The organism is Methanosarcina sp. 1.H.T.1A.1 (assembly GCF_000979295.1).
Classification (GTDB): domain Archaea; phylum Halobacteriota; class Methanosarcinia; order Methanosarcinales; family Methanosarcinaceae; genus Methanosarcina.
On record NZ_JJQY01000141.1, the window covers coordinates 1 to 16,296 of the forward strand.

The window sequence follows — 16,296 nt, forward strand, 5'->3', positions numbered from 1 at the left end:
ACCTCTCTATTCGTCGGCAGCGTCAGATGTGTATAAGAGACAGGAGCATGGCAGAAGCCTACGGCTGGGGTAAGTTTTTCGGGATCGCCGTCCCCTGGATAATTGACCTCGGGAGCCGGCTGGCTGGAGTCGATGTTTACGGTATCGAGGGGTTTTACATCCCCTACTTCTATGCCCTCAGTGATCAGATCGGGGCCAATATCTCAGGCATGCTTTTCCTCCGGCGGGCCGAAGGTTCGTGGAAGGCCGGGTTTTCCAGATATGTCCGCCATCCAGTTATGCTGGCAAGCCTTTTTGTGATCACGCTTGTGCCCGTTGGGCTTTTTGGGATAAGGGTTCTGGGATTCAGCCCGACAACACAGACCTATACCGCCCTTGAGGCCATTGCTGCAAATCTCTGCTGGATCCCACCGCTTGTTGGGTGGCTAAATGAGAAGTACCGCTGAATTTCGGGAAAAACCAGCAGTAGTGACCAAAACCTATATATTATTTTACGGATACATATGTAGTATAACCACTACATATGGTGAAGGGAATTATTCTTAAAGCACATATAAACAAAAAGCAAAAATTGAAGGTGAAAAAAATGAAGAAAAGTATAATAGCAATTCTCCTGGCCGCACTGCTTATAGGTACATTCGGAGCAGCAGTTGTCAGTGCAGTTGCTTCCGATGATACAAGAGCAAACTACGGCTCCGGGTTCATGCATAGAGGGGCTGCCAGATATACAGGATCTGGTGCAGGCAACTTCGCTTCTTGCCCTTACTACAATGCAGATGAAACTGTAGAACTTGAAGTTGAAACCATAGATGAGGCTTTTGAAATCGCAAAGGATGAGATTGATGACGGTGTCTCCAAAGACGACATATATCAGATGAACCGCTGGTGGATTGTCTCCTATGAGGACGAAGACGGAGTCTACACGCAGGCAAGAATCGACGCGGTCACCGGTGATGTGTTTACCGGATACGACGTTCCTGCAGGGTGTCAGACAGGCGGCAGGTTTGCCCGTGGATCCGGATACGCTCGTGGATCCGGATACTGTATGGGATATGGCAACTAAATTCCGACCATAAACCATCCTTTTTTTATTTGTTTTAACCCCTCAGGTTAATTATTCAGGTTTTTAGTTTTATATTAGACCCCCTCTACCGGGTATTTTTTATATTTATGGTTGATCAGTATATGAGGAAGAATAAATAGAATAAGGAAAAACGGATAATAAAACGATAACAAAACGATAACAAAACAATAACAAAACGATAACAAAACAATAACAAAACAGATAAAACAAATAAATCTGGTTTTCTCGAGGTGAACATTTTGAACGGTATGGGGTACGGCATGTATGGCTCTTTCTGGGGCTTTTTCCTGAACATTCTTATTATCCTTCTCATTGTAGGCGTAGTTATGGTGATGCTTAATAGGTCCGGCTATACGGCTTCCAGAGATAACGAGCGGCTCGTTAAAATGGAAAAAGATATTCAAGAAATCAAAAAAACAGTTGAAGATATAAAATCCAAACTGGAAGAAATCTGAAGCTTAATATGCTTGAAACGAATTCCGAAAATATTTCCGATCAGGAAATTGTATTAATCTGTGAGGGTGCACCAGGTGGAAAAATCACTTCAGCAAATAGTTGAAATTGGCGAAGCCCTCTCTCATCCTGTAAGGCTAAAACTACTCTACCTGCTGGCTGAGAGAGAGAGGTATGTATACGAACTCGCCAAGGACCTGGACCTCTCAAGGCAGGTCGTAAACCTGCATTTGAAGCGCCTGGAAAAAGCCGGATTTGTTGAGAGTGACCTCAGGCTCGAAGATGACGATATGCGGGCCAAGAAATTTTTCAAGTTGAAAGAGTTTGAGGTCTCCCTCTCTATGGAAGACCTGAAAAAGATTTTTGAATAAGTATGATCAAAGTGAGATGAGCAGGGCCAAAAATCGGCCAATGGACCTGCTCGTTTTCCCCTACTTTTTTGTGTTCTCCCTTCTCATTCCTTAAGTGCCACAAGAAAGAGCCTGTTAAAGACCAGGTTCACTTTTCCCTGTCCACCGGCCTGACGGACAAAGGCTTCTTTTACGATTTCCCCGAAAGTTTCCACGTACCCGGCGTTAATCTTAATATCGTAGCAGTCCCGGTTGAGGTATCCCGCGACCGCTGCCCCTGAAAATATGTCAAAGACTTCTTCTGGCGTGTGCGTTGTAGTTACACCCTCGATTTTTGCCAGAAGCACCCGAAAGCCGTGTTTTTCAAACAATTCCCTGTATGCGGCTTCGGTCTCAAGAAAAAACCAGGGGGCTTTAAAGTGAGAAAAGACCTCTTTTGTTCTCGGGTCTTCTGCTACCTTTTGAACCGCTTCTACGAAGTTGGGGCTGTATACATTTTTAGCAGGCGCCTGCACTCCAATCTTTCCCCCTTTCCTAAGAGCCCGGCAGCAATTGTCAAGCGCCTTTTCAGGGTCGTTGAACCACTGGAAGGCGGAATTACAAAAAATCACATCAAAGCAGGCTTTGCAGTCCAGCTCTTCCGCACTCTGGACCTCATAGCTTATGTCCAGCCCCCTGCTTTTCTCCACCGCTTCTTTTATCATCCCTTCGGAAGGGTCAATTCCGACCACATTCCCCCGGGTAATTTCCATGATCTTTCTGGTAGGTTTCCCGCTCCCGCACCCCAGGTCCAGCACATCGTCAGCGCTCCCTATTTCCAGCAGGTCTAAAAGCAGGTCCGCCGCAGGCGTCTGGACCAGGGAATGGGCCTCGTACCTGGCGGCAATTGTTGAAAAGTCAATCTTCAATCCGTAACCCCCATTTACCTGTTATCTTTTATCGCCATCTTTTATCTGCTTATCCACTTCCCTTTAGCAATATGCAGTCCTTCTTCAATTGGTTGAGATAATTCCAAAATTCCCGGAATACCGGCTCTCTGCATTTATCTCATTCCTTACAGTATTCTCACTCCACGCTCTCCCCTCATCCCGTATTTTTTCTCATTCTCCGATATCCTCGTTCCAAATTTCCGGATATTTACCGATGAACTCCTCCATCATTTTCCTGCATTCCGGAAGATCCAGGTCAATGACCTCTACACCATGGGCTTCCATGAATTCCTTTGCACCTTCGAAGGTCCTGGACTCCCCGACAACTACCTTTTTTATTCCAAACTGTACCACAGCCCCTGCACAGAGGTAGCAGGGCATAAGAGTGGAGTACAGCAACGTGTCGTGATATTTTATGATCCTTCCTGCATTTCTCAGGCAGACTATTTCGGCATGGGCAAGAGGGTCGCCGTCCTGGACACGCCTGTTGTGACCTCTACCTATAATCTCCCCGTTCCTGACAAGGACGGAGCCGATGGGGATTCCACCCTCAAGCAAACCGGTTCTCGCTTCTTCTATTGCAGCTTTCATGAATATTTCCATTGCTACTCCTCTTTATCTGTTTCATTTTTGCGTCGGAGCGGATCCGAAAGAAGAGCGTAGAGGTTTGAAGCCTTTCTGCTCTTCAAATGGGTCCTTCAAATTCAAACGGATCACTCGAGAATTTCCTCGTTTTCCGCTCTCCAGGCCGGCTCGTTTATTGCAAGGAAGGTCAGGTTCATGCTGCCGGTATTGAGGGTTGACTGAGTTGCATTTGCAGGGATGTATACCATCTGCCCGGGCCTCAGGTCGACAGGCAGGGCTTCAATGTAGATTACTCCTTCTCCTTCCAGGATGTAGTGGATCTCGGGGTTTTTCATCCTGTGGGGGGCGAGAGCCTCTCCGGGCCTGATGATGGCATGGGCGATGCTGTAATTGAGGTACACGTCCCTTTCATAAAGGTCCGGGTGAAATAGATTGCTTATGAAAATGTTTCCTTCCCGGCTGAAGTGCTCACATTCGTCAAGGTTTTTTGTCAGGATGTAGTCGTCGGCATAGAACCCTGAGCCCACAAGGCAGTCCTCTCCGTTAAGCGAAACTCCTTTGATGAAGGTATATTTGAGGGACGGTTCGACTTCTCCGGGTTTCGGCCAGTAGTATGAAACCCAGCCCTCTCCCTCTTCGCTGAGAGCTGTTTCAATGAAGAGCTTACCAATAGGTTTTCCCATGGAGTCCTGAAGCTCGCTCATGTTTTCTCCTTCCCCGCTAAGATTGGGAGGGTATACGAGGCGCATGCCGTCAGTTTTCCAGACAAAAATGTAAAAGTCATCCCTGAACCACTCACTCTCGGGCTGCCTGAATTCGGGGAATGATTCTTCTCCTTTTTCTTCGATAAGGGCAACAGCATCCCTGACCTTCGAAGCAATATACTCTTTCTGGAGCAGAACTTCACTGGGGGCGTTCCGGAGATTTCCTGCCTGTTCTTCGGCGGCTGTCCCGGTTACCTCCTCAGCCAGTGAGCTGTTCTCTTCATCTGCTACAGGTTTCTCTGAAACGCATCCTGTAGGCATCAGTACACAGGCAAGTAAAATAAGAACACAGATTGTTTTTTTAAACGGATTCATGGGTGCACCTTTTTAATAAATCAAAATCATTAACTCTTTAACTTTTTTAATATATAAACGTAAAGTGAGGTTTTTCAAATGCCTGAAACCAAAAGTGCAATTTCTATAGTCACACCGTTTTCTTTGTATTACTCGGCGTGGCAGAGGATTATGGCCGTGGTGCCAAAAAACAAACTCATTTTACAAAGAAGCGATGATTTAGAGGTTAAAGAAAAACAAAAAAAGGTGAGGGTTCACTTCATCCCCGACATAAAGTCAGGGTACCGTGACCCTCTGCACTCCCAGGCAATTACACTAAAAAATATGTTTCGTGTCCCGGTCGCTTTACCTTATACTGGTTCTCTGGTTACGTTAAATGGTGTTGTTCCATTGCCCATTACTTTCCAGTACATACATTGACTGTAGTAATTTTTGAATTTGTACCGTATTTATTGGTTGCTGTTAGTTTAACTGTATAGTTTCCTGCGGTTTTGTATCTGTGTAGAGGATTCTGCTTTGTTGAAGTCGTTCCGTCTCCAAAGTCCCAGTACCATTTAGTTGCATTTTTCGAGAGGTCTTTAAACTGCACCATGAGGATGACCTGGCTGCTGAAGTTTGCAACAGGACGTGGTTTTAATATCGGGAGAGGACACACACATTTCCCAACGGGAACAGGAGTGCTTCCTGCAGTCACCGTGGCTATAACAGTGTTGTTTATTGTGTTAATTATAGTGACAGTATTGCTGATAACATTCGTCACATAGATGTATGTTCCATCCTTGCTAACTGCAATTCCGGCAGGATACTGTCCAACGTTAACTGTGGCTGTAACAGTGTTGTTTATCGTGTTAATTACAGAGACAGTATTGCTGTTAGCGTTCGTAACATATACTTTTGTTCCATCCGGGCTGACTTCAACTCCGGTAGGATATTGTCCAACATTAACTGTGGCTGTAACAGTGTTGTTTATCGTGTTAATTACAGAGACAGTGTTGTTGATGAAGTTAGTCACATATACGTTTGTTCCATTCGGGTTGACTGCAATTCCGGCAGGATAATTTCCAACATCAACTGTGGCTGTAACAGTGTTGTTTATCGTGTTAATTACAGAGACGGTGTTGCTGTTAGAGTTCGTAACATATACATTTGTTCCATCCGGGCTGACCGCAACGCCAGTAGGATATTGTCCAACATTAACTGTGGCTGCAACAGTGTTGTTTATCGTGTTAATTACAGAGACAGTGTTGTTGACTATGTCAGTCACATATACGTTTGTTCCATTCGGGTTGACTACAATTCCACCAGTATTGGGTCCTACATCCACCCTGGATGTAGTGTTTGTTGTTTCGTCAATTACAGTGATCTCGTTGCTGGTTCCGATTGTTGGTGGAATTATGGAAACTGGTATAGTTTCATTAGTTTCCGGTACTGTTATGTTAACTTCTGGTACCGTTACGTTAATTTCCGGTACTGTTACGTTATCTTCTGGTATTGTTATGTTATCTTCTGGTATTGTTATGTTGTCTTCTGGTACTGTTATGTTGTCTTCTGGTATTGTTATGTTGTCTTCCGGTATTGTTATGTTATCTTCTGGTATTGTTATGTTATCTTCCGGTATTGTTATGTTATCTTCTGGTATTGTTATGTTATCTTCCGGTATTGTTATGTTATCTTCCGGTATTGTTATGTTGTCTTCTGGTATTGTTATGTTGTCTTCTGGTATTGTTACGTTATCTTCCGGTATTGTTATGTTATCTTCTGGTGTTTCTCCATTCGCTGCGCTTACTGCCATGGATATCGCTGATATTGCAAATATTAATGTGAAAACACAAAGTATCTTTTGTGTTCTGCCATATGTTTGTTTTCCCATTGTATACCCCCCAGACTCTTGCTTAATTTGATACAATTTTGAACTGGTTCTTTGAGCCACTCCCTTCGACAGATTTGCTGGGTAAATATTATTTTACCAATCAATTTATTTTACCAATCAATTATCCAAATTAATTTCTAAAAAAAGATATTATTGGCAAAATTTTATACTTATTTTGTATGGCCAGTGAAAGTTATTTCAAATTGTATCAGAGAGATACTATTATTTAAATAAATATAATAATTATAGAAATATAAATACGGATTCTATAATAATAAAAGCCTTAGATTATATCGTCAAGTTCCTATATAAATATCTAAAACGAATTTATTTTTCATACAACTTTCAACTTTAAACAAAAATAAGCAAAAATATTGTACATGAATTCAATTAAAATAGATGTTAAATGCTCTCATAGTCTTGAATAATGTCTATTCGATAAATCCTAATATGGATAATCTAACTGTATACATTGTCAGGGGAGTGGTCTTTATGTCCCCCCGAATATTCTCTTTTTCTTAACTTTGATACTTATAATACATTTTTTTAGTTAGACAAAAAAAGTGAAAGTGCTTGTCATTTTGATCAATAATTTGCGGCTACCACCTGAATTTTGCTTTACCAATTATATTTTAGAATAAACATTTAAAAGTAACAAAGCTAAGAAAATATATCGCAGCCACTTTTCCGGGAAAAAGAGAACTGCTCCAGAAGTCTGGAGCTGCACAAGAATTATGCTACGCAAGAATTATGCTACAGATGAATTATACTGCAGATAAATTATTTTTCTCGGACCTGAATTTGAACCTCTGTCATCAGCTCTTCTTCCGGGACTTCAGCAGGGTCATTAAAGTATAGTTCCCTGCTCGGCATAACGGTCTCCAGGTTATTTTCTTCCGTATAGGAGAAGATTTTGTTATAGCCTGCTTCAACTCCGTGGTATGGACCCCGATAGACAACGGAAACAGCCCTTATAGCCGGCAGTGTCTTTATTTCCATTTTAGGATCTTCCACCGAGACCCTTCCTGTAACCGGGAGTGCAATCTCTATATCCGCTCCTGTTTCTTTGTATTCCTCGTCGTGGCAGAGGAACATAATAGGGCCTGTAGTTTTTACGTGGTTCCGCTGGTTTTCAGGGCTGCTGACGCATGCACAGATTTCACTGATTAGCCTTCCTATAGTTTCTACAAAGTTCCCTTTTTCACGCTTGCTCAGTACTCGCAGTTCGGGAATCTCTTTGATAACGGGTTCTGTAACTGACATTTTGAATATCTCCATAACTTTTCCACTATGTTTGCAGGCGCCCTGCAAAATGCCCTCGATATTCTGCAACTTCCCAACCTCCAGCCGGACCTCATCGAGTCTCTTCCTGAAACAGGTCTCAATAAACTCATAATTTCCTGCGCTTTCTGCGTCCAGAAGCATGGAAATTTCCTCAAGGGAAAATCCCAGGAAAGTAAAGGTCTTGATTTTCATTCCCTGCTCGATCTGGGGAACCGTATAGTAACGGTAACCTGTAAAGGAATCTTTTACTTCCGGAACGAGCAGCCCTTTCCTGTCATAGAGCCTGAGAGCTTTCTGGGAGAGGCGGGTCATAAGGGAAAATTTACCGATTGGGATCTGATCGATTAGTATTTAGAGCTTTTGGGCAATATATCGCTTATAAAACAAAATTGTATTACTCGATTGCCGCAGTTTAATGAAACTTTATTATTAAAGTAAAAATCTGCAAATTGGTTGAAGCGAAAATTGCAGAGCTGCTAGGATCGTAATACTTTGTTAAGTAAGGTATGACAAGCGTATAAGACTTTATTCAAGGTAGAGCACCTCTTGCTGTGGGAAGTACTCATTACTTCAAAAAAATATGACAGGCAGCTTTTCATCCGAAGGCAAAAGGTCGCAGATCCTTTGATTGCGTAATAGAAAAGACCGTGGAAAGCAGTTACAAGGATGAATGTCCTTGTGACGGCTGTAAATACAGATATGGCTTCATGATGAGAATAGCCAGAAGATCAACTGTAAAACTCAGTACACTCTTTTCTTCGAACATGAGAATCCTGAACAGAAATATGTTCTGACCATCTCCTACGGTGCTCAGAAGAATCTCGATGCATATTCGACAAAACTTGAAGAGGCTGGGCTTGATGCTGACCAAGTTATCACTGGAGGGCACATAGAGGATTTAGATTCAGCGCAGACGACTTATACAAAAACTTTATATAGGTCGGTTAATTTGACTTAACATATATATTACTGAGAGACAAAAATTCCTGTTCTCTTTTTTAATTTGCACTGTGGCCATAGTTCAAGTGTGAATTAGGACCCTTCCCGTTGGGAAAAACATTACAATAATTGAATGGCAAAAAACAGATGAGTTTATACTATCTCATTTTGCAAAACGTGATTAGATGAACACAACAACCACAACAAAAAATACTGAGGAATGTACTGATTTTGAACAAGCTCCTTTCAATTCCGAGAAAATTCCAGCAAAATTGAAAGAGTATGATCAATGGGTGCTCTGGAAGCTTAAACCACAAGCTGAAGGAAAGCCAAAAAAGATTCCATACACTATAGGCGGTTACAAGGCAGATTATACAGACCCTAAAACTTGGAGTAATTTCGACGAAGCTTTCGAGACTTATCAACAGAGCGAAGGCCTTTACTCAGGACTCGGGTTTGTAATTTCCGGAGAAGATCCTTTCATTGGCATTGACTGGGACAACGCTAAGGATTCTACCACTGGAGAATTTGATCCATGTATTGTGGAAGAAGTTATTAGCACATGCAGTTACGCTGAAGTTTCTCAAAGCGGTACTGGATTTCACGCAATTGCCATCGGAACCCTTCCAGGTACAAGGAAAAAATGTAATGATCGAGAAATGTATACATATAAAAGATTCTTTGCGATTACTGGAAACCACGTAGAAAATACACCATTTACAGTCAATAAAGCACCAGAGGGAGCAATCAAACGTATATACGATAGGATGGTCGAACCTGTAGGGGATTCAAGTAAAAATAAAACATCAGCAGATAAACAGGCATGTAAACCTGAAAGAGGTGCAAAATCTGGAGTTTCTGACTTTGAGGTTTTAGAGAAGTGTAAGCGTGGAAAAAATGCTGATCGTTTCAATATCCTCTACGGTGGAAACTGGGATGTGCTCGAATACCCCTCGCAAAGTGAAGGAGACCTTGCTCTGTGCAGTATGTTTGCAGCCTATACCCAGGAGAAAAGTCAAATTGACAGATTATTTACAGGATCTGGACTTTATAGCGAAAAATGGGGTCGTGCGGATTACAAGGAGAGGACAATAAACAAGGCACTTGAGGGGATAAATGAAGATCCATATCGGAAGTACTTTACTGAGGGGCGATTTATTGCTAAATCACTAGCAGATGAAATAATGACGAAATATAATTTCCTTACTTTCGATGACAGTAAAGAAATATATTGCTATGAAAACGGAGTCTATCGGCTTGGAGGAGAAAACCTCATAATAAAAGTAGCCCAAGCAAAATTGGGAAACTATTCCACAAGGAGTCGTAGAGATGAAACTTTGTCGTTCATTAAGGTTGAGACTTTAACCAACCGTGCTTTGGTTGATAAAGAAAGGCATATCATCAACTTAAAGAACGGCCTCTATGACCTTAATGAGGACAAATTTAAACCACATACACCGAGTTTGCTGTCAACTGTACAGATACCTGTAGAGTATGATGAAAGCGCAGAGTGCCCGATGATAGATAAGTTTCTATCACAAGTAGTCTCTGAAGAATATATTCCAATGCTGCTGGAGTGGATTGGTTATTCGATGATTCCAGATAATAGCATGCAGAAAGCAGTTATGCTCCTAGGTTCTGGATCAAATGGGAAGAGTGCATTTCTCAATCTTCTTACAGAATTCATTGGAATTAAAAATACTTCAGGAGAAAGCTTACAGAAGTTGGAGAAAGACAGATTCTCTGCAGCAAACCTCTATGGAAAGTTGTTGAATGTTTGTCCAGACATAGCTGGATCTGAAGTGTATGACAGTTCTGCATTTAAAACACTGACCGGAAATGAGACGCAAATCCGAGGAGAAAAGAAAGGTCAGCAAGCATTTTATTATTACAATACTGCAAGGTTAATATTCTCTGCCAATGACCTGCCTCCAGTGAAAAATGCTGGATATGCTTACTATCGCAGGTGGATACTAATTGAGTTTCCTAATAAATTTGAAGGAAAAAGTGCAGACAAAAATTTGGTCAAGAAGCTTACAACGGAAAAGGAGCTTTCTGGACTGCTGTATAAGGTAATTATAGCTCTGAATGGATTGCTGGAAAATGGGGAGTTCTCCTATCACAAAACCATAGAAGAAGTTGAACGAATGTATCGGCTTAAAAGTGACTCAGTTGCTACCTTTGCTGAAGAATGTGTGCAAATGAGTACAGAAGATACCCTAAAAGCTGTAGTGTATGACGCTTATGTCAATTGGTGTAAAAAGAATGGGGAAAAGCCAGAGTCAAATGTCGAATTTGGAAAGAGGTTCATTAAACTAGGGTATCAGACAATAAGGGAATCAATTGGGGATAGAAAGTACTACTGGGAAGGAGTATCCGTGAAATCTGTGTAAAGTCCTAAAGATATAATCTGCTAGGCTGCCTAAGTTCTGTCTGGGATACAATTGCTTATCTTGGACGGCTTAAATCGCTATTAGATGCCACAGGTTGGTGGGGGGCGTCTGAGATGTCTATGTGAATATATAATAAAAGAAATATTATATGCCCCCCACCAACCTGTGTAAATAAGAAAAGAGCAAAAGGTAGGACGCTCAGACGAAACAATATAATCAAAGGCAGTAGACGCATTTTTATCGTCTATGCAATAATCTTGTCTAAGGTCTGTTTTCAAATTTAATACTTAATTATCCGTAAAAACGGTGGTAATAAATGACTTCTCCTTTTAAAAAATGTAATCGATTTTCAAGCTGTAGTGTTAATAATTGCCCTCTTGATCCTGAATATCCTGATAGGTCCGTTCATGAAGATGATCCTGAACAGGAATGCACGTGTGAGAAAACATATCGTGTAAGAATTGCTGAACAATTTCCAGGCATGCTGAAATATCACGGCATGACCATAAAAGAATATAAAAATAAACAAATAGTAGCAGCCCTGTCAGAGGAAAATAGGCATGTATTCAGAGGCGAGTCGTACTAGGACCTTCCCAATACCGACTCACTTCTTTTTACGAAAACAACTCTCCAGGATGCCGTTATAGAAATTTTTAATTTCTGAATTTCACTGGGGGGGGGCTGATACAGGATACAGACCCCTAAATTCCAACAGTAACAAGCATACCATATTCTACAATAAGCGTACAAGATTTCTATAAGTGTAGTGAATGTGCACATTTATACACAGAGGTACATGTTGTATTCACTAATGGACAGTTCTGGTGTAATCCTCGGCATAACATGCGAGATTAGATTCCAGGCTTACCGTTGACGAAACATTAACCTTTTTTGCGTCTCCAATTCCAGTTGTATATTACAAGCCACACGTTTAAGGTCCAATAAGTATTTTTGAGTCCTTGATTATATATATAAACTGGTTAATATAATAAAACCAATTAGATATAATTAAATAAGATTGCTCATTTTTATAATAGTCTTCCATATATACATCAACGATCTTAAAATTAGTGTTTGACTTCTCTATTGATGCCAAGCTCAGATCAATAAATCGTATGGAAGCCTAAAGCCTACTTCTTTTGATCATTGTTGAGATGAAGGCATTAAAAATTATTTCGTGTAGGTGTTTTTCTGTGTGGGAATTAAAAAATAGATTTATAGCTTTATTGCTTGCCTTTTTAATATTAATGGCAGGCACTGGTACCGGCATTGTGGCAGCTGAACCTTCAGTTGACAATTCTACCATTATAACCGAAATAGATTACGAAGAGACTAATATAGACACTGAAGATCATACACTGGTAGTGGAGGATGCAGATGACATCATCGAAGCCGGTGGGTCTGTTATATATGAAGAAGACAACACTGATATTGACAACACAAATATATATTCAAGTGATGATGATATAACAAATATTGACAACTCCGATGATGACACAATGGTCATCGAGACTACAATTCTGGAAAACAGTACCCAGGAAATTGACAATTCGTATAAATACTCGGATAATTCTCAGACAATCATCCAGACCGTAGAAACGACTAATGTGAATGTAGATAATAGTCAGAGCACTAATGTTGCATTCACAGAAAGTACAGTTGTCAACAACATTAACTTCGTCTCAAAAGATTCCGGCGAGACAAAGGTTATTGTCCAGGATATAAAGGATGATGATGAATGTTTAGAAACACTCCCGGCAGGTAATGTCTACACATCATTCAACATATGGCTAGACAATGCCGAAGTAAATAGTAACATTGAAGATGCAGCCGTAGACTTTAAAGTTGAAAAGACCTGGCTTATAGAAAATAACCTGGATGGGTCTGCAATCATCCTGAACATGTATGAAGGTGGAAAATGGGTTGAAGTTCCTGTGACTATCACCGGAGAGGACTCTCAGTTCATCTATTTCAATGCCGAGGTATCCGAGTATTCCACATTTGCAATTACAAGTAAAACGGTGACTGTGGACAAGGTGTTGAAACAGACCGATTCAGGAACAGTGAACGCTACAGAAGAGATAGATAAACCAACAAAGAATGTAATTATAAAACTTTTAGAAGTTATTATTGCACTGCTTGAAGGGGATTAATCTCCCTTCTTTTCTTTAATTTATTATTCAGAGAGTGATAACCATGGAAAATAAAACTACACATCTGCCAGCCGTACTTTCATTCTTTGTACCAGGACTCGGACAGTTATATAAAGGGAAATTGCTTAAATTCTTTATATTCTACTTCATTTGGTCAGTTTTAATATTTATGGCAATAGGAATGAGCACCGTACATGCCGATGCAGGAATGTTCTTTTTCCTGGTATCAGGCATTCCGTGGATGATAAGTCTTATCGATGCCTATGATTTTTCAGATTAAAAAAGAGCATAGTCTTGCATGTTAGGAATGTTAATTCATGTTAAGGCGGCTCTGGCTGTATAGATAGCCTTTTATCGCGCTAATTAACATTTCTTAGAATGTTGATAGTGTTATACCGTCATAGTCACAGACTTCTATATTCACTAATAGGTTATAAACTTTCCGCATATTTTGAGTAGAATCGCCCAAAAGGTGATGAAACAAGGATTGAACTTGCAGGGCCATCCTAAGATCTGAAAGCAATACATCAACATATCTGAATACTTCAGAACGCAGCAACAGCTGTAGTGTTTCCCCTGAGCTGAACCACTAAATATGATCGGACATTAATACGGGGTCAAGGTTTATAATCGGGGCAGTTGATGCGTATAATAAAGTGATACTGATACAACTATAAGCACATTCAAATTAGCTAAGACTTTCACTGATTCTGGCGGGCAACATTTTGTTACAGCGACAAATTTGTTGAACGCTTATAATAAAAAGATGGGTTACACTTAACTTGGGAAGAGAATCTTCCCACTCAGAAAAAGTTCGTAGTCTTGCATGTTAAGTCATGCTGGACTTGTTGGCCTGTCTAGTAGGCCCTGCAGTTGTAGACATGTTTCAATGCATATCTAAATGTCAGAGCCTACTGTCATAGTCATAGACATCTAGATGTAAGTCCCTATATATGTAACTGTTGCATAATTTTGTAAATGTTTCCGTTCTGAGAAAGAAATTTAGTATGAATAGCATTAATGTATAACAATATTGGTTTGATTTCAAACTAACATCTATTTCTCGGGTAATTTTTGAAATGGTGACTCCAAGATTAGATAAGTTGCCGCACTAAAATACTCGGCTAAAGCCTCGTAAAACGGTGATTTTAATGATTAATGTACAACAAATCTGAAACACTTTTGGCACCACAACTGGTGCATGGATTTTTTACGAAAACAACTCTCCAGGATGCCGTTATAGAAATTTTTAATTTCTGAATTTCACTGGGGGGGGCTGATACAGGATACAAGCCAGAAGTTTCCAGCTTTATATTAAGGAAGATAACCTTTGATTTTATCGATGAACCTTGCTGGAAGTTCAGATAATTTTGTAGCCTCACCTTTTATTTTTTCAAGATCCACATGCATTTCAGGATACTTCATTTCTGCTAAAGGAATTGTAGTTACAAGTTGAGCCCCCGAACCTGCAATATTAAGTCCCTTGGAAATAACAAGTTCTCCACGAGGCCCTGGTTTCAGGGAAACAGTCATTTCCTCAAGCTTTCCCTCAATCTTACTAATACCTCTTTGGAGATCTTTGAATCCTTCCTTAACAGTCTTTTCTGGAACTACATTTACAGTTGGAATTAACCCAATAACAGTAGACAGAGTTCTATACTGCTTTGCAAGGTCCTTTTCATATTTCATGGATTCAATCATATAAAGGACTTCTTCGTTTTCCGGAGCATGAGGAATTTTTGAATTAAGAGCCATAACGATGGTTGCGACATACCAGCCCATTTCCTCTTGACTGCCAATTTCCCAACTTTTGACTTCTTGATTGACAGCACATGCGATTTCTTGTGCTGGAGTGTCTTGAGAGACCTGACATGCGATCTTTGCTTTATTTTGAATCTCTTCGATAAGCTCTTTTAGGTTTCTGTCAAGAATGGGAAGCCCTTTTCTCAGAACCTCTGTTGCGAACGGAGATGTTTGTTCGGTTTCTTTAAACAAGTCATCTGCATGTTCGCATTTTTCTCTGTAAGAGTTTAGTTTAGATTTCTTTGATTCCAGATCCATGTATTCCAAATTCTGGACTTTTTCTAATGCATTAGCAAGTTTCTCGACAACTTTTAAAAGCTGTTCTTTGCTCCTTGAACCATTGATAGCACCCTTAGCTTCTGCCAGATACTTATTTACTTCTTCTTTTGCTTCATTTTTATTGAAAAGAATTGTATGGAAAGAACGGTAAAAAGGAAGACAAAACTGTGATGAGCTTGAAGAGATAGATTCCTGTGATGCTTTCTCAAAAAACTCGATAGCATTTTCTAGTTCTTTTCTGTATTCTTCTTCATTTTCAGCTTGGGATGCCTTGAATACAGAAATTTTTCCAAGAGAATGATATGCTGCGGATTGAACTGCCCGTTTCTCATCATTAGCTAACTTATATAGGTCTCCCAATGCCGTTTCTTTATCTGGTATGTGAGAGTAAGAAGATCCAAGAGTACTGGTCACACCTAATCTCACACTATAGTCCTCATCGACACTCAGTCTATGTAGATCATTCCACATACTTTCCTTATCTGATATGTAAGGAAATGCAGATCGAAGAGATTTAGCTGCAACTCCCCTCACAATTCCGTCTTCATCGTGAGTCAGTCTATGCAAGTCATTCCATACTTCTTCCTTATTAGATATATGAGGAAATGCAGATCGGAGTGATTTTGCTGCCATTCCTCTTATACCATTGTTTTTATCATAAGTCAGTTTATGTAAATCGTTCCATGCTTGTTGTTGATTTGGAACTTCAGAATAAATCGGACCAATAGCAAAAGTTGCCATCCATCTTACATCGTTATCTATGTCCTTAGTCCGGTTATGCAAGTCTTTCCATGCAGTTTGTTTATCTGGAATATAATGAAAAAGTTCGCTAAGAATAAGGGTTGCAGGCCGTCTAACATCACTGTTATCGTCTTTTGCTAGTTTATGTAAATCGTTTCCAGCTTTTTCTTTATCAGGCAGTAATGGAAAATTACTTCTTAGTTGTTCTAGCGCTTTGATACGTTCTTTTGGATCATCGCTGCATCGTAACTTATGAATTCTCTCTTGTATTAACTCTCGGTTCATTAACTCTTGATCTATCAACTACCCGACACCAAAAATTCCTATACATATTAACAATTATAACTATTTCTTTTTGATACGAAAAAAAGAGAT

Annotated in this window: 14 protein-coding genes and 1 pseudogene; 9 read left to right on the top strand and 6 right to left on the bottom strand. The window is 40.3% G+C overall.

Going from position 1 to position 16,296, the window contains the following annotated elements:
• From EO95_RS13915 to EO95_RS13930, 4 genes and pseudogenes are all read left to right on the top strand, one after another.
• Nucleotides 1–446: pseudogene (locus tag EO95_RS13915) on the top strand (hypothetical protein); the annotation flags it as partial.
• A gap of 140 nt (nt 447–586) precedes the next feature.
• Entirely contained in the window at nt 587–1,063 is a 477-nt protein-coding gene (locus EO95_RS13920) for a PepSY domain-containing protein (RefSeq protein WP_048135644.1), read from the top strand.
• A gap of 260 nt (nt 1,064–1,323) precedes the next feature.
• Complete coding sequence (locus tag EO95_RS13925) at nt 1,324–1,539, top strand: hypothetical protein (protein ID WP_048135583.1); 216 nt, start codon at nt 1,324–1,326, stop codon at nt 1,537–1,539.
• A gap of 75 nt (nt 1,540–1,614) precedes the next feature.
• Nucleotides 1,615–1,908: an ArsR family transcriptional regulator gene (locus EO95_RS13930; RefSeq protein ID WP_048135646.1), complete on the top strand. Its 294-nt coding sequence runs from the start codon at nt 1,615–1,617 to the stop codon at nt 1,906–1,908.
• A gap of 83 nt (nt 1,909–1,991) precedes the next feature.
• On the opposite strand, the gene EO95_RS13935 is transcribed toward EO95_RS13930, so the two are convergent.
• The 3 genes from EO95_RS13935 to EO95_RS16820 form a co-directional block, all read right to left on the bottom strand.
• Nucleotides 1,992–2,795, bottom strand: a complete 804-nt coding sequence (locus EO95_RS13935; protein ID WP_200895053.1) for a class I SAM-dependent methyltransferase — start codon at nt 2,793–2,795, stop codon at nt 1,992–1,994.
• Nucleotides 2,796–2,987: 192 nt separating this feature from the next.
• Nucleotides 2,988–3,419: a nucleoside deaminase gene (locus EO95_RS13940; RefSeq protein WP_048135585.1), complete on the bottom strand. Its 432-nt coding sequence runs from the start codon at nt 3,417–3,419 to the stop codon at nt 2,988–2,990.
• 110 nt (nt 3,420–3,529) lie between these two features.
• Nucleotides 3,530–4,480, bottom strand: coding sequence for a cache domain-containing protein (locus EO95_RS16820; RefSeq protein ID WP_052733595.1), 951 nt, complete (start codon nt 4,478–4,480; stop codon nt 3,530–3,532).
• Between the two features lie 78 nt (nt 4,481–4,558).
• Here EO95_RS16820 and EO95_RS13955 point away from each other — a divergent pair, with 78 nt between their 5' ends.
• Entirely contained in the window at nt 4,559–4,879 is a 321-nt protein-coding gene (locus EO95_RS13955) for a hypothetical protein (RefSeq protein ID WP_048135587.1), read from the top strand.
• Here the strand turns inward: EO95_RS13955 and EO95_RS13960 are convergent.
• Both EO95_RS13960 and EO95_RS13965 read right to left on the bottom strand, forming a co-directional pair.
• Nucleotides 4,857–6,329, bottom strand: coding sequence for a PKD domain-containing protein (locus EO95_RS13960; RefSeq protein ID WP_235283031.1), 1,473 nt, complete (start codon nt 6,327–6,329; stop codon nt 4,857–4,859). The genes EO95_RS13955 and EO95_RS13960 overlap by 23 nt on opposite strands.
• Before the next feature lie 780 nt (nt 6,330–7,109).
• Nucleotides 7,110–7,964 carry a MerR family transcriptional regulator gene (locus EO95_RS13965; RefSeq protein WP_048135588.1) on the bottom strand — a complete coding sequence of 285 codons (855 nt, stop codon included), beginning with the start codon at nt 7,962–7,964 and terminating at the stop codon, nt 7,110–7,112.
• Between the two features lie 773 nt (nt 7,965–8,737).
• Here EO95_RS13965 and EO95_RS13970 point away from each other — a divergent pair.
• The 4 genes from EO95_RS13970 (at nt 8,738) to EO95_RS13985 (ending at nt 13,378) form a co-directional block, all read left to right on the top strand.
• Complete coding sequence (locus EO95_RS13970) at nt 8,738–10,945, top strand: phage/plasmid primase, P4 family (RefSeq protein WP_048135590.1); 2,208 nt, start codon at nt 8,738–8,740, stop codon at nt 10,943–10,945.
• A gap of 316 nt (nt 10,946–11,261) precedes the next feature.
• Entirely contained in the window at nt 11,262–11,531 is a 270-nt protein-coding gene (locus EO95_RS13975) for a hypothetical protein (RefSeq protein ID WP_048135592.1), read from the top strand.
• Nucleotides 11,532–12,192: 661 nt separating this feature from the next.
• Nucleotides 12,193–13,098: a PGF-pre-PGF domain-containing protein gene (locus tag EO95_RS13980; protein ID WP_235283033.1), complete on the top strand. Its 906-nt coding sequence runs from the start codon at nt 12,193–12,195 to the stop codon at nt 13,096–13,098.
• A gap of 43 nt (nt 13,099–13,141) precedes the next feature.
• Nucleotides 13,142–13,378: a hypothetical protein gene (locus tag EO95_RS13985; RefSeq protein ID WP_048135594.1), complete on the top strand. Its 237-nt coding sequence runs from the start codon at nt 13,142–13,144 to the stop codon at nt 13,376–13,378.
• Nucleotides 13,379–14,412: 1,034 nt separating this feature from the next.
• Here EO95_RS13985 and EO95_RS13990 read toward each other — a convergent pair.
• Complete coding sequence (locus tag EO95_RS13990; protein ID WP_052733596.1) at nt 14,413–16,224, bottom strand: HEAT repeat domain-containing protein; 1,812 nt, start codon at nt 16,222–16,224, stop codon at nt 14,413–14,415.
• Nucleotides 16,225–16,296 lie beyond the last annotated feature (72 nt).

Coding starts and splice junctions, on each gene's coding strand:
- EO95_RS13920 (WP_048135644.1), top strand. CDS start 587: ATGAAGAAAAGTATAATAGCAATTCTCCTGGCCGCACTGCTTATAGGT.
- EO95_RS13940 (WP_048135585.1), bottom strand. CDS start 3,419: ATGGAAATATTCATGAAAGCTGCAATAGAAGAAGCGAGAACCGGTTTG.
- EO95_RS16820 (WP_052733595.1), bottom strand. CDS start 4,480: ATGAATCCGTTTAAAAAAACAATCTGTGTTCTTATTTTACTTGCCTGT.
- EO95_RS13955 (WP_048135587.1), top strand. CDS start 4,559: ATGCCTGAAACCAAAAGTGCAATTTCTATAGTCACACCGTTTTCTTTG.
- EO95_RS13960 (WP_235283031.1), bottom strand. CDS start 6,329: ATGGGAAAACAAACATATGGCAGAACACAAAAGATACTTTGTGTTTTC.
- EO95_RS13970 (WP_048135590.1), top strand. CDS start 8,738: ATGAACACAACAACCACAACAAAAAATACTGAGGAATGTACTGATTTT.
- EO95_RS13975 (WP_048135592.1), top strand. CDS start 11,262: ATGACTTCTCCTTTTAAAAAATGTAATCGATTTTCAAGCTGTAGTGTT.
- EO95_RS13980 (WP_235283033.1), top strand. CDS start 12,193: ATGGCAGGCACTGGTACCGGCATTGTGGCAGCTGAACCTTCAGTTGAC.
- EO95_RS13985 (WP_048135594.1), top strand. CDS start 13,142: ATGGAAAATAAAACTACACATCTGCCAGCCGTACTTTCATTCTTTGTA.